The sequence below is a fragment of the Vibrio taketomensis genome (genome assembly GCF_009938165.1).
GTDB classification, from domain to species: domain Bacteria; phylum Pseudomonadota; class Gammaproteobacteria; order Enterobacterales; family Vibrionaceae; genus Vibrio; species Vibrio taketomensis.
In genome coordinates, this window is sequence record NZ_AP019649.1 from 425,819 (window position 1) to 437,869 (window position 12,051).

General features: G+C 45.5%; 7 protein-coding genes. 3 read left to right on the forward strand and 4 right to left on the reverse strand.

What is annotated here, in order from left to right:
* Positions 1 to 54: 54 nt before the first annotated feature.
* On the reverse strand, positions 55 to 1,431 hold the full coding sequence (locus tag Vt282_RS02125; protein ID WP_162062432.1) for a PhoH family protein: 1,377 nt from the start codon (positions 1,429 to 1,431) through the stop codon (positions 55 to 57).
* 657 nt (positions 1,432 to 2,088) lie between these two features.
* Here Vt282_RS02125 and rapA point away from each other — a divergent pair.
* Entirely contained in the window at positions 2,089 to 4,995 is a 2,907-nt protein-coding gene (gene rapA, locus Vt282_RS02135; protein ID WP_162062434.1) for an RNA polymerase-associated protein RapA, read from the forward strand.
* A gap of 70 nt (positions 4,996 to 5,065) precedes the next feature.
* On the opposite strand, the gene Vt282_RS02140 is transcribed toward rapA, so the two are convergent.
* The gene (locus tag Vt282_RS02140) at positions 5,066 to 6,343 is read right to left on the reverse strand and encodes an Nramp family divalent metal transporter (protein WP_162062435.1); all 1,278 of its coding nucleotides are present in this window, start codon (positions 6,341 to 6,343) and stop codon (positions 5,066 to 5,068) included.
* 270 nt (positions 6,344 to 6,613) lie between these two features.
* Between Vt282_RS02140 and rluA the strand changes: the two genes are divergently transcribed.
* On the forward strand, positions 6,614 to 7,351 hold the full coding sequence (gene rluA / locus Vt282_RS02145; RefSeq protein WP_162062436.1) for a bifunctional tRNA pseudouridine(32) synthase/23S rRNA pseudouridine(746) synthase RluA: 738 nt from the start codon (positions 6,614 to 6,616) through the stop codon (positions 7,349 to 7,351).
* Between the two features lie 77 nt (positions 7,352 to 7,428).
* Positions 7,429 to 8,391 carry a D-2-hydroxyacid dehydrogenase gene (locus Vt282_RS02150; protein ID WP_162062437.1) on the forward strand — a complete coding sequence of 321 codons (963 nt, stop codon included), beginning with the start codon at positions 7,429 to 7,431 and terminating at the stop codon, positions 8,389 to 8,391.
* 68 nt (positions 8,392 to 8,459) lie between these two features.
* Here the strand turns inward: Vt282_RS02150 and Vt282_RS02155 are convergent, their stop codons facing one another.
* Together Vt282_RS02155 and Vt282_RS02160 are read right to left on the reverse strand one after the other, a co-directional pair.
* Positions 8,460 to 11,315: a valine--tRNA ligase gene (locus Vt282_RS02155; RefSeq protein WP_162062438.1), complete on the reverse strand. Its 2,856-nt coding sequence runs from the start codon at positions 11,313 to 11,315 to the stop codon at positions 8,460 to 8,462.
* A 279-nt stretch (positions 11,316 to 11,594) separates the two neighbouring features.
* On the reverse strand, positions 11,595 to 12,047 hold the full coding sequence (locus Vt282_RS02160; protein WP_162047177.1) for a DNA polymerase III subunit chi: 453 nt from the start codon (positions 12,045 to 12,047) through the stop codon (positions 11,595 to 11,597).
* Between the last annotated feature and the right edge of the window lie 4 nt (positions 12,048 to 12,051).

The window sequence follows — 12,051 nt, forward strand, 5'->3', positions numbered from 1 at the left end:
TTTTACATTGATGACGAATTAGAATAGTAATTCGTCATCATGCTATGAGGACACTTATAAGTTTTCTTCTGCGAACTCAGCAAGGCGGCTGCGTACCACACCGTTGAGGTGAATATTGGCGCTACCCTCGAAATTCTTAAATCGTTCGACCATGTAGGTCAAGCCTGAGGTCACCGGAGTGAGATAATGAGAGTCAATTTGTGCCAAATTACCAGAGCAGACGATTTTCGTGCCTTCACCACAGCGAGTAATGATGGTTTTTATCTGTGAGGCAGTGAGGTTTTGGCACTCATCAAGTAAAACAAACGCATTTTGAATTGAGCGGCCGCGCATAAAGTTGATCGACTTAAACTGAATATTGGCTTTATCACAAATGTATTTCAGCGAGCCTTCAGTGCAATGATCGTTTTTGTGTAGCGCTTCGAGAGTGTCGGTAACAGCAGCAAGCCATGGCAACATTTTTTCTTCTTCGCTGCCGGGTAAAAAGCCGATCGACTCACCAATATCTGGTGTATTACGAGTGACGATGATCTTATCAAACATCTTTTTCTCAATGTTTTGTTCCAGTGCCGCCGCTAATGCCAGTAGGGTTTTACCACTACCTGCCGCACCCGTTAAAATCACCAAATCGATGTCTGGGTCGAGTAGGGCATCGAGCGCCATCGCTTGGTAAATGTTTTTCGGCGTAATATCCCAAGCTCGTCGATTCATCAATCGCTCACGGCTGAGATCTCGCAGCATGATGGTATCGTCTGTGATGTCAGCAACGCGACCGACAAAGTCGCTGGTTTTATCAATCACATATTGATTCAAATAAGTCGGCTCAAACGGTTCACGAGCTAGCGTGTGGAAAGTTCTACCGCCAAGATTCTTACTTTCAACTTGATCGACATTGGCCCAGAAATCCCCTTCAATTTGTTGAAAACCCTTGGTGAGGTATTGCACATCATCGATCAATTGATCGCTGCGATAGTCTTCGACGAAGCGTACTCCAGCCCCTTTTGCACGCAGGCGCATGTTGATATCTTTGGTAACAAGAATGACTTCGCGCGGTGCACGTTTATTTTGCAGGTAAATGGTAGCGTTCAAAATGCGGTTATCGCCTGCTTTGTCAGCAAACGCTTTGATGGTTTCTTGCAACTCAAAATCAGCCAAAATCGCAATATGGCCAGTGCCTTCATTGTCACGATTAATCGGAATCCCTTCGGAAATTTCATCCGGAGTGGCATCTTTAAATAGCGCTTCCAACGCGCGAATAGCTACCCGAGCATCACGGGCGACGTCGCGCTTGCTATCTTTAATGCGGTCGAGTTCTTCGAGTACGGTCATCGGAATGACCACATCATGTTCTTGAAAGGAATAAATAGCGAGAGGTTCGTGAAGTAGAATGTTGGTATCGAGAACGAAGAGTTTTCTGTCCATATCGCCCATAAGCATCTCCTGTCGCAAAACGGGTGTAAGCCAACAACAGTTGGCAGACTGGTTTGCTAGCAAAAACTCTCATCTAACGACTTATCGATGTCTGAGAAGCTCCGCGCTCAGAGGCTGATCGAGCGGGAAGCTGGCTAGCAAACCCGTGAAGATCGTCTTTTATACGTATGAGTGAGGCAAATGGTGAGCAGTTGGTCTCACTCATGTGCTTTATAAAAGTATATACATGAATTTATTGATATTGCAGTGCGAATTGAGGATTCGTTGTCTCAATCACAACTTGAGATTGGTAAATGACGCTCAATATTCAGACTCAATAAATTTGTATATGCAATCTGTATTACTAGTAGTGCCACGCTATTTTTACACTCATATGTCAAGCGTATTTGAATGGAAAATTTGCGAGTAAATCCATGCTAGGCGCGTGACCAATCTCACGTCATCGAGTAAGATGAGCCCCTTTTTCCCACGCCATCACTGACTTAGAAATTCCCCCGTCAGTCGCCTTTGAAATGGCGTGAGAGCAGCTAGAATATATCCAAGTAACTAGAGAATGTTGATTCGTTGCATAGCATCAGCCTTGCTGGAGAGTGTGATTGATTCTTGCGCTTAGTTATTTAGATAGAACTTAAAATTGTTAAATGAGGTAGTCGATTCATGACATTTGCTTTGGGCCAACGTTGGATTAGCGATACAGAGAGTGATTTAGGTTTAGGTACCGTTGTTGCCTTGGATGCCCGCACCGTATCACTAATGTTTGCAGCATCTGAAGAAAACCGTGTGTATGCGCGCACTGATGCTCCGGTAACGCGAGTTACTTTCAATGTTGGTGATGTGATCGAAAGTCAGCAAGGCTGGTCACTGAAAGTTGAGCAAGTGATCGAAGAGCAAGGTCTACTCTCATATGTTGGTGTACGTGAAGATAACGGCGAAGAAGTGGTGCTGCGTGAAATTATGCTCAGCAACCAAATCCGTTTCAACAAACCTCAAGATAAGTTGTTCGCTGGTCAAATTGACCGTATGGACAACTTTGTGTTGCGCTACCGTGCACTAAAAAACCAATACGAGCAACATAAGAGCCCAATGCGTGGTCTATGCGGTATGCGTGCTGGTCTCATTCCTCATCAGCTTTACATTGCTCATGAAGTCGGTCGTCGCCATGCACCGCGTGTCCTATTGGCCGACGAAGTAGGCTTGGGTAAAACCATCGAAGCGGGCATGATCATTCACCAGCAAGTGCTGGCAGGTCGTGCTGAGCGTATTTTGATCGTGGTGCCTGAAACACTGCAACACCAATGGCTGGTTGAGATGATGCGTCGTTTCAATTTGCACTTCTCTATCTTTGATGAAGAGCGTTGTATCGAAGCTTTCGCAGAATCAGATAACCCATTTGATACTCAACAATATGTTCTGTGTTCGCTTGATTTCCTACGTAAAAGCCGTAAGCGCTATGAGCAAGCTTTGGAAGGTGAGTGGGATCTATTGGTTGTCGATGAGGCACACCACCTTGAGTGGAGTCAAGATAAACCTAGCCGTGAATACCAAGTGATTGAAGGTTTGGCGGAGCGTACTTCAGGCGTGCTACTACTCACCGCAACGCCAGAGCAATTGGGTCGTGAGAGTCACTTTGCGCGTCTACGTCTGCTGGATTCAGACCGCTTCTATGATTATGAAGCGTTCGTCAGAGAAGAAGAGCAATACGCACCTGTAGCTGATTCTGTGAGCATGCTATTTTCTGGCCAGTCACTGCCGGATGAAGCGAAGAACCAAATTACTGAGTTGCTGTCTGAGCAAGATGTTGAGCCACTGTTCCGTATTATCGAAAGCGACAGTGATGAATCTGACAAAGCGGCAGCGCGCCAAGAGCTGATTGATAACCTTATGGATCGCCATGGTACAGGTCGTGTGTTGTTCCGTAACACTCGTGCAGCGATTAAAGGCTTCCCTACACGTAATGTACATCTACTGCCTATGGCGATTCCGCAGCAATACACCACCTCAATGCGTGTTGCTGGAATGATTGGCGGCAAGATGAGTCCTGAAGCGCGAGCACTGAAAAACCTTTATCCAGAAGAGATCTTCCAAGAATTTGAAGGTGAAGATTCAAGCTGGTGGCAGTTTGACTCTCGTGTGAACTGGCTACTAGAAAAAATCAAAGACAAGCGCAGTGAGAAGATTTTGGTCATCGCATCGCGTGCTAGCACTGCGCTGCAGTTAGAGCAGGCATTGCGTGAGCGTGAAGGCATTCGTGCGACTGTATTCCACGAAGGGATGTCGATCCTTGAGCGTGATAAAGCGGCGGCTTACTTTGCGCAAGAAGAGGGCGGTGCTCAGGTTCTTATCTGTAGTGAAATTGGCTCAGAAGGTCGTAACTTCCAGTTTGCGAACCAACTGGTGATGTTCGATTTGCCGTTTAACCCAGATTTGCTGGAGCAGCGTATCGGTCGTTTAGACCGTATCGGTCAAAACCGTGATATCGATATTCATGTGCCATACCTAGAAGGTACCTCACAAGCTATTCTCGCTCGTTGGTTTGATGAAGGCTTGAATGCGTTTGCTGAAACTTGCCCAACGGGCCGTTCGGTTTACGATCGTTTCTCTGAGCGCTTAATTGAGATTCTGGCTTCAGGTACTAGCGAAGGTTTGGATGAGGTGATTGAAGAATCTGCTCAAATGAACAAAGAGCTAAAAGCGCAACTGGAACAAGGCCGTGACCGCTTGCTTGAAATGCACTCAAATGGTGGTGACCGCGCACAAGAAATCGTTGAGAAAATTTCAGCGACTGACGGTGACACTAATCTGGTGACATTTGCCCTAAGTCTGTTTGATACCATTGGTCTTGATCAAGACGACAAAGGTGAGAATGCATTAGTCGTGACCCCTTCTGATCACATGATGGTACCAAGCTACCCTGGTTTACCATATGAAGGGGCAACCATCACTTTTGATCGTGATACGGCACTATCTCGTGAAGATATGCACTTTATCAGTTGGGAGCACCCAATGATTCAAGGTGGTATCGATCTACTGATGAGTGAAGGCGTAGGTACTGCTGCAGTTTCGCTCCTGAAAAACAAAGCGCTACCAGTGGGTACTATGTTACTTGAACTGGTTTACCGAGTAGATGCACAAGCGCCGAAGCGCAGTGGTATTAGTCGTTTCCTACCACAAACACCTATTCGTATGATGCTTGATGGCAAAGGCAACGATCTGTCTGAGCAGGTTGAGTTTGAGAGCTTTAACCGTCAACTAAGTCCAGTAGGTCGTCATATTGCGGCGAAACTGGTGACTTCAGTGCAAGCACAGGTGCATCAGTTAATTGGTGCCGGTGACAAACTGGTTGAAAGTAAGGTAGAAGCCATTCGTGCTCAAGCTCAGCAAGAGATGCAAGTCAGCCTAAACGGTGAGTTAGAGCGTCTACAAGCACTGAAGGCGGTTAACCCAAATATTCGTGACGAAGAAATCGAAGCGATTGATGCGCAAATCAAAGAGCTAACGGGTTACATCAGTAAAGCTCAGTACCAATTAGATTCTCTGCGTATGATTGTGGTGTCTCACCAATAATCGTTAAGACTAAAAAAGTAAAGGCCTTCATTATGAAGGCCTTTTTTGTCGCTGCAGTTTGGTTAATGGTTTACATCAACCATTTCCACCACACAAACAGTGCGAGGAAACCAAATAAATAAATGAGACCACTAATAGATAGCCAATTTTGGCTGCGGCTCAAAGCCAGTTCTGCAGGCAGTTGCGTGCGAGAGACCAAAATATAGTTCAACAGAGCAAAGAACGGAGTAGTAATAAACGCCATGATCATTGCAAAGTCGAGCATTGGGATCAGAGCGCCGGCCCAAAAAACAATGATGCCTAATGCCAGCGCAGAAATTGCGATCATCCAGTTTTGGGTGATTTTCGGATTAAGCTCAGCTTGTTGACGCAGCAAACGTTGTGATTCAGCGATAACACGGGCATAACCATCAATCACGGTAATGGTACTTCCGAAAATACAGAAGAAAGCGATCACTGCAATTAGATAGCGAGACCATTCACCAATAGTTGTTGCGTAAAGACCAATCAATTGATGCGAGAAGCCTGCTCCCGATTTAGACAACTCAACGCCGCTGCCGTGCAATACCAAAGCGCCGAGTGCAAGAAAGACAACCGCTAATAGGGCAGTGCCAATGTAGCCAACATTGAAATCAAACAACGCAGACTTCGAGGTTACATTTTGGTAGCGACGTTGGCTCTTGAGCCACATTGACGTTAAGCTGGAAATCTCTATCGGTGCGGGCATCCAACCCATAGTCACCACAATAAAACCAATCGCCGCCAACGACCAAGGTGACGGTGACACAAAATCCGCTGCGGGTTGCACAGGTTTACCGGCAGCAATGATCACTGCAATCACGGTTGCCACGGTAAGCACCGCCATGATCGCTTTAGATAAACCATCAAGTGCTTTGTAGTGCCCAGCAAATAAAATGGCTAAGCAGGTAATTAAAACAATACAGCAAAGCGTGATAGCTGAGAGCTCAAATGGGATAAAGTAGCCGAGTAAACTGGCACTAAAGAGAAGTAGAGCGGCAGTATTGATGATCGCCGAAAACACGCATAGTAAAACAAATAGCCACAAATAGGATTTCCCCATTTTGGCATAACCTTCAACTAAACTTTCCCCAGTGCCCATGGTGTATTGAATACCCGCACGGAAGAATGGGTACTTGAATAAATTTACCAGCAGAATTAATAGTGCAAGTTGATAACCATAGATAGCGCCAGCCTGTGTTGACGCAACTAAGTGAGAACCACCAACGGCCGCAGCCGCCATCATAATGCCAGGACCCATCGAGCGAATCAGTTGCATGATTGACGATGATGATTGTTGGGCCGGGATCTCCTCAGAGGTATTTTCCATTTTCTTTCCTTGTAATGGTTGGGAATGCATCGTTCAAATATTCATCATCGAGCTTTACAGCGTCAATTTTGTTTTACAATCAAGTCGATAAGAAATTTATCGTAAAGAGCAATGTTTGTTGTTTAGCGATGTGATTGAATAATAATCTGTGAATTAATTAAATAATTGGTTTTATATCCTAAAATTTACAAACTAAAGTGGTCAGTCAAGAAGATAATTTGGTTTGGTTATGGGTATAATCGCTGCGAAAAATTATTTTAGAGAAATATTATGGCAATGCTGGAGTACAACCCACCGTGCGATCCTTGGGTTGAGATTGTTTTTGAAGATGAGCAAATCTTAGCGATTAACAAACCATCTGGGTTGTTGTCGGTGCCTGGGCGTTTACCTGAGCATCACGATAGTGCTTGGAGTCGTGTGCAAGAAACTCATCCTGAAGCACAAATCGTCCATCGTCTTGATATGGATACTTCAGGCTTAATGGTGCTGGCTAAGAACAAACGTGCTGAAAGTGCTTTGAAAAAGCAGTTTCAATATCGCTTAACTCATAAGGTTTACTACGCTCGAGTGTGGGGGCATGTAGAGCAAAGTGAAGGTGTGTTAGAGTTTCCGCTGATTTGTGACTGGGAAAATCGCCCACGTCAAAAGGTGTGTTTTGAGACAGGTAAACCATCGAAGACATTGTTCCAAGTCGCGAAATATGAAGAAAAGACCACCATTGTGCGCCTACTACCAGTGACTGGCCGTTCGCACCAATTGCGCGTTCACATGCAAGCATTAGGGCACCCGATTGTCGGTGATGAGTTTTATTCAGAAGGTGAAGCCTTTAGTTGTTCAGATCGCCTTGCATTGCACGCTGCTGAGCTAAGCTTTTATCATCCACGTAGTCATTGGCTACGTAGTATTTTTGTTCCATGTGATTTTTATCCGGAAGCAGAAGAGATGATCTTTAACTATTTCGATCCTGTGCGAAAATTACCGGATTATAAAACGCTGCCAAGACCTTAGTGATTTAAACCACTCAATCTACTCGCGGTTTTAACGTTCGTAGATTAAGAATATAAGGCAGCACAAAGGAGATACTTATGTCGCTGCCTACTGTTGTTTTTCTTGATCGTGCTACGATTCCATCTCATATCGAGTTTCCTCATCTACCTTTTGACCACCAATGGGTCGAATACGACACCACCTCTCCTGAGCAAATTGTTGAGCGCTTAAGTCAAGCGCAAATCGTGATCACCAATAAAGTGGTGCTCGACCGCAGCACCTTGGCGCATCTCCCTAACTTAGAGTTAATTGCTGTCTCGGCGACAGGCTATAACATTATTGATGTTGATTATTGTCGTGAAGCGGGCATAGCGGTGACCAATATTCGCGGTTATGCCACTCAATCGGTACCTGAGCATGTCATTGCGATGATGTTTGCATTGAGGCGTAATTTACGTGGTTATCACAATGATATTTTGGCTGGAGAGTGGCAGCGAGATAAGCAGTTTTGTTTCTTCACCCATCCGATTGGTGAGATTGCGGGCTCAACGCTTGGTGTGATTGGTAGTGGTGAATTAGGGCAGGCGACAGCGGCGCTCGCCAAAGCTTTGGGTATGAATGTGATTTTTGCTGAGCGCAAAGGGCAAAGTCATTGCCGTGATGGTTACCTACCTTTTGAACGAGTATTGATGTTATCTGATGTGGTGAGCTTACATTGCCCACTCAATGATGAAACGCGTAACCTAATTGGTAGCAAAGAGCTAAGCCTGATGAAATCCAATGCGATTTTAATCAATACCGGGCGGGGTGGTTTGGTCGACGAGCAGGCTTTGGTCGAGGCGCTTAAGCAGCAACGAATTGGTGGTGCTGGTGTGGATGTGTTTACTCAAGAGCCTGCCGATGAAAGCAATCCATTATTGGCTAACGGTGAGTTACCGAATTTATTGTTAACCCCGCACGTTGCATGGGGCAGCGATTCGGCGATTCAGAAGCTGACGCATATTTTGATTGATAATATTCGTGCTTATATGAATGGCGAGCAGCAAAACCGAGTGGTTTGATTCAGTGCTTTAAAGACAAAAAAAGACCGGTCATTTGACCGGTCTTTTCTATTTGCGATAACGAGAGATTAAAGCGCTGCGATAGTCGCTTTTTGCTCTTCTAGTTTCGCTAGTGTTTCTTGGTAACCCACTAGTTTCTCACGCTCTTGTGCTACAACCGCTTCAGGTGCTTTAGCAACGAAACCTTCGTTACCTAGTTTACCTTCTAGACGTTTGATCTCACCATGCGTCTTCTTGATTTCGCCATCTAGACGAGCAAGTTCTGCATCTTTGTCGATCAGACCTGCCATTGGGATCATCAGCTCAGATTTAGCCACTAGTGCGGTTGCACATGCTGGCGTTTCTTCACCTGCTGCAAGTACACGTACCGATTCTAGTTTCGCTAGAGACATCAGTACTTGCTTGTTCGCTTCAAGGCGCGCTGCATCTTTCTCGTCAGCTTTTAACATTACTTCCAGAGGTTTACCTGGGTTGATGTCGTACTCTGCACGTAGGTTACGAATGCTAGTGATGAACGCTTTCACCCACTCGATATCGTCTAGCGCTTCTTGGTTGAAGTTCGCTTCGTCGTATTGAGGTAGTGCTTGTAGCATGATGGTCTCGCCTTCAACACCTTCCACTAGTGGCTTGATGCTTTGCCAGATAGTTTCTGTGATGTAAGGGATCACTGGGTGAGCTAGACGTAGCGTCTTCTCAAGTACCGTGATTAGCGTGCGACGAGTACCACGTTGTTGCGCTTCAGTGCCTTTCCATAGAACCGGTTTAGTTAGCTCTAGGTACCAGTCACAGAATTGGTTCCAGATGAACTCGTATAGCGTGTTTGCAGCCATATCTAGACGGAAGTTGTCGATATGGTTGTTGAACGATTTCGCTGCCAGTTCAAACTGAGACTCGATCCATTTGTCTGCTAGTGAGTATTCAATCTCACCACCGTTGAAGCCACAATCTTGCTCTTCTGTGTTCATCATTACGTAACGGCTCGCGTTCCATAGTTTGTTACAGAAGTTACGGTAACCCTCAAGACGTTTCATATCCCAGTTGATATCACGACCTGTTGATGCCATTGCTGCAAGCGTGAAACGTAGTGCGTCAGTACCGTATGCTTCGATACCGTTTTCAAACGTTTTACGTGTATTCTTCTCGATCTTCGCCGCAAGTTGAGGCTGCATCATGTTGCCACAGCGTTTCTCAACTAGAGACTCTAGGTCGATACCATCGATCATATCGATAGGGTCAAGTACGTTACCTTTCGACTTAGACATCTTGTCGCCGTTTTCGTCACGGATTAGACCCGTTACGTAAACTGTCTTAAATGGTACTTGTGGCTTGCCGTTTTCGTCTTTCACGAAGTGCATGGTCATCATGATCATGCGCGCAACCCAGAAGAAGATGATGTCAAAGCCAGTTACTAGCACGTCTGAAGGGTGGAATACTTTCAGATCGTCAGTTTGTTCTGGCCAGCCTTGAGTACCAAACGTCCAAAGTGCAGAAGAGAACCATGTATCGAGTACGTCTTCATCTTGGCGAAGTTCGATAACTGACTCTAGGTTGTTATTTTTACGAACTTCGTCTTCGTCACGACCTACGTAAACATTACCTTGGTTGTCGTACCATGCAGGGATGCGGTGACCCCACCATAGCTGACGAGAGATACACCAATCTTGAACGTCACGCATCCAAGAGAAGTACATGTTTTCGTATTGCTTAGGTACAAATTGAATGTCGCCGTTTTCTACTGCTTCAACGGCTGTTTTCGCTAGAGGCGCAGTACGCACGTACCATTGGTCAGTTAGCATTGGTTCGATAACCACGCCACCACGGTCGCCGTAAGGCACTTGTAGGTCGTGATCTTTGATCTCTTCCAGTAGGCCTAGCTCTTTGAATTCTTCCACGATTGCTTTACGTGCAGCAAAACGCTCCATACCGTGGTATTTTGCAGGTAACTCAGTCGCGTAAACATCAGACGCTTCGCCGTTAGTATTGAATACTTCAGCCGCATCACGGATGTTTGCATCGAAAGTCAGAATGTTGATCATTGGTAGCTGGTGGCGCTTACCTACTTCATAGTCATTGAAGTCGTGCGCAGGTGTGATTTTCACACAGCCAGTACCTTTTTCCATATCCGCGTGCTCGTCACCTACGATTAGAATGCGACGATCAACGATAGGAAGAATAATTTCTTTACCGATTAGATCTTTGTAACGTGGATCTTCTGGGTTAACTGCAACACCAGTATCGCCTAACATGGTCTCTGGACGAGTCGTTGCAACAACGATGTAGTCTTTACCATCGGCTGTTTTCACGCCATCTGCTAGCGGGTAGCGGAAGTGCCACATGTGGCCTTTAGTATCTTTGTTCTCTACTTCGAGATCAGAGATCGCTGTGTGCAGTTTAGGGTCCCAGTTAACGAGACGCTTACCACGGTAAATTAGGTCATCTTCGTATAGACGAACGAAAACTTCTTGTACTGCATTTGATAGACCTTCATCCATCGTGAAACGTTCACGATCCCAGTCTACCGATGCGCCAAGACGACGAAGCTGCTTAGTGATGGTGCCACCAGATTCGCCTTTCCATTCCCAGATTTTGTCGATGAAAGCGTCACGACCGTAATCGTGCTTAGTTTTGCCTTCTTCAGCCGCAATCTTGCGCTCAACAACCATTTGAGTTGCGATACCAGCGTGGTCAGTACCCACTTGCCAAAGGGTGTTTTTACCCTTCATTCGTTCGCAACGAATCAGAGTATCCATGATCGTATCTTGGAACGCATGGCCCATGTGTAGGCTACCAGTGACGTTCGGTGGTGGGATCATGATGCTGTATGATTCTTTAGTGGTGTCACCGTGTGGCTTAAAGTAGCCTTGCTCTTCCCAAGTCTGATACAGAGCTTGTTCGATTGAAGTTGGGTTGTATGTTTTTTCCATAGCGCTCTTTTTTCACCGTCATAATCGACGTTGTATCGTTGTTGTCTGCGTTCGTTCGTCTCATCACATACCTAAGTATGCCCAGAGAGCTCACTTACTTGCCGCCTAGATACATTCCCCGATTATTTTGGGGAAATTCGTTCTGGTTAATCATAGTCAATCTGGATAAGTGAACTCAGTAAATGAGTTCAATACCAATTTGAACAAATATCTGGATGACTCCAAGTTATCCTTGGTCCTTATATCTATTCAAATTGGTATAAAAATCAGCATTGACCGTTAAGGGTATTCGATCTCGATCGTTTGCAACTGGTAGCCAGCTTGACGGTAGATTTTATACCTTTCTCGTGCGAGCTGTTTAGCTTTTTCTTCGCAGGGAACGAAGTCTACCACTTGAGCAAACTTGTTCGCAAAGGTTGTCTCATTTTCAGCCAAATTAATTACCAATTGTCGGTTCCAAGAGGGTTTTACGCCCTGGTGACCGATTTCGATATTGGTGCCATATCTTGGCCCTTCGCCTACAAGGTTGTGTGCAATAAACTTATCAACATCGACTTGCCAAAATAACTCAGCAATCGACTCTGCATGCGTTTTATCATGACAGTTTAAATACACTTTAGCGCCTTGCTTGGCAAAATGCTGAGTAAGGAATAGTACGTACTCAGCAAAACCGGTTTGGGTCGCTTGTGGGCTGTCCGATTTAACTATGTAGAAAGTCGCCGTTTGTTGCATCACA

What these genes read in the sequence shown, in the direction of transcription:
- Vt282_RS02125 (WP_162062432.1), bottom strand. Translation starts at nt 1,431, where the DNA reads ATGGGCGATATGGACAGAAAACTCTTCGTTCTCGATACCAACATTCTA.
- rapA (WP_162062434.1), top strand. Translation starts at nt 2,089, where the DNA reads ATGACATTTGCTTTGGGCCAACGTTGGATTAGCGATACAGAGAGTGAT.
- Vt282_RS02140 (WP_162062435.1), bottom strand. Translation starts at nt 6,343, where the DNA reads ATGGAAAATACCTCTGAGGAGATCCCGGCCCAACAATCATCATCGTCA.
- rluA (WP_162062436.1), top strand. Translation starts at nt 6,614, where the DNA reads ATGGCAATGCTGGAGTACAACCCACCGTGCGATCCTTGGGTTGAGATT.
- Vt282_RS02150 (WP_162062437.1), top strand. Translation starts at nt 7,429, where the DNA reads ATGTCGCTGCCTACTGTTGTTTTTCTTGATCGTGCTACGATTCCATCT.
- Vt282_RS02155 (WP_162062438.1), bottom strand. Translation starts at nt 11,315, where the DNA reads ATGGAAAAAACATACAACCCAACTTCAATCGAACAAGCTCTGTATCAG.
- Vt282_RS02160 (WP_162047177.1), bottom strand. Translation starts at nt 12,047, where the DNA reads ATGCAACAAACGGCGACTTTCTACATAGTTAAATCGGACAGCCCACAA.